This window comes from Bacillus cereus group sp. BfR-BA-01382, assembly GCF_022663475.1.
In the GTDB taxonomy this organism is placed as follows: Bacteria; Bacillota; Bacilli; order Bacillales; family Bacillaceae_G; genus Bacillus_A; species Bacillus_A thuringiensis_S.
Genome location: NZ_JAKUFQ010000220.1, coordinates 1 through 2,229 on the forward strand (window position 1 = coordinate 1; position 2,229 = coordinate 2,229).

A 2,229-nucleotide genomic window follows, 5' to 3' on the forward strand; every position below is an offset into this window, starting at 1 on the left:
AAATATTTATCACGTTTTAAATTATTAAATTTAGCGATACCGTCTTTGTCTGTTGTAATTTTACGGATAACAGTTTTACCTGTACGATCGTATAAAGTAAATTCTGCCCCAGCTAATAGTACGTTCTTATTGTCGTTATCTACCTTTATAATTTCAAGGTTTCCACGACCTTTGGTAGCAGATCCACCACCTGAACCAGAAGACATTCTCACTTCAATTGTTTCAGTAGTTTCTGTGTTTTTAACTGTCAACTTATTGCCTGTGATTTTCGCTTTATTACTTACTTTTTCTTTATCGTCTGCATTAATAAGTGAGCGATATTCTAAAATATAAGCTCGATCAATTTTTTTCAAGAAGGCAATTTCGAAATGTTGCTTTCCGGTAGTATTGTCTGTTGTTATTTTGAGTTTATAGTCTGTTCCTTCTTTTAATTCGTTTACTTTATCTTTTGTTAAATTTCCATATGGATCAACAGTTGTAGGATATAAGTGGAATGAATCTTCCACAATTACCTGATTTTCGGTTGGGTCATCTGTTACAACCGCATCCGCAATGGTTGATTGGCTTTCGTTAATTGCGATACTCCAATTAATATAGTTGTCGTCTTGCACAGCTTTTTTAGTAACGAAGCTGCCACCTTTATTTACTTGAGTATCACCTGTAAGGGTGTTAACAATTTTAGAGCCATCTTTTAAATCTGCCTCGTTTTTGTAAGTGCCTTGGATAAGTTCACCATCAAGGCTTGTTTTAAAGATAATATAGTAAGGTGAATTAATTGATTGTTTGAAATGAACCTTTAGGGTGTTTTTATTTTTCTCTGTAGGTTCTTCAAGTTCATATTTCTCAGTTGGTACAGCATTACCAGGTTGTGCATTATCAGGATTTCCATTTAAAATCATATCGCGTACTTCAATGGATCCAGGAACTAATTTTTGTTTATCTTGTATTACGTCTATAACAGAAGGATCTTTAATCTCAACATTATTGTAGTTAAAGCCTATTATCCAAGTAATTTCCTTCGTTTGAGCGTTATAAGAACCGTACTTATAACCATTTGCCTTTGTGAAAGTATCAGGATCGAAATTAGCTTCAACTTTATTTGATTGTGGCTTAGAATCCGTATCTATCCAAGATAGGTTACCTGTATTTTTAAATGAAGTTTTACCACTTTCTAGCTTTGTATAATCAAAGTCTGTCGTATATTTTACAACTAATGTCTTTGTCATATTAGACTGATATGTACCTATAAGAGTAATTTTGAAGCCTTTATCTGTTGCATCTAAAACATAGTCAGTCCCAGCTTGAAGGGTATAATTTCCATCTTTAACTTCTAGTTTTTTATCTTTTAATTGTAATCCACCATGATCAAAGGTGTCCGTAATGATCGCGTTGTTTAATGGGTAGTTGTTATTATTTACTATAATTGTCCAAGTTGTTGTTTTGTCTTTATAATTTGTTTCAGCTTTATTATTAGATTTAATAATATTTTGCTGCTTGAAGCTAGCTTCATTTTCTTTACTTGAATCATTATCAGCTGTAACTTTATTTTTTACTTTTCCATCTTCTATAACTTTATTAGTTGGCTTGGTTTTATAGGTAATCACATAAGCACTATTAATATCATCGTTAAACTGTAAATCGAATCCATTCTTCTTGTTATTTACAGTGTAATTATTCACAGCGTCACCTGTTACAAGCGTTCCCTTTTCATTATATGAAGCGTTTTTCACAACAATAGAATTTGCATCTAGTTCGTGTGTATCGTCAAAAATATCTTTTAAAATCGCGTCTGCTTTTTTGATCTCTCTTTGATCACCATTGTAAGTAATTGTCCACTCAATTGTTTGCGTCTTTGGATCATATTTACTTGTTTTATTTAAGTGTGTACCACGAGAAACCGTTACAGTAGAGCTTGCGTTTTGTTGCTTTTGATTATCACTCGTTATCGTAACGTTATTTCGAAAACTTTTAATATTTTCATCAGTAATTTTTGTGGCATATTCGATTTGATATGCTTTATTGATAGAATCTTTAAAAGCAATCTCCAATTTTGAGCCATCTGATGAAATAATATTGTAATCTGTTGGCTCAGCTTCTGCACCACGCATTACATTTCCATTAACATCAACTTCTAAATAATAAACTTTAATAGAATCTTTATTTAAGCTTGTACCCTGTGGGATGTTATCTTTAAAAACCGCATTTTTAAGGGTTTCTTTCGTTTTGTTC

Annotated in this window: 1 protein-coding gene; it reads right to left on the reverse strand. The window is 32.1% G+C overall.

Translation table 11 applies throughout. The features are described from left to right. On the reverse strand, window positions 1-2,229 hold a 2,229-nt coding region (locus tag MR160_RS33450), incomplete at both ends, for a collagen binding domain-containing protein (RefSeq protein ID WP_255805898.1).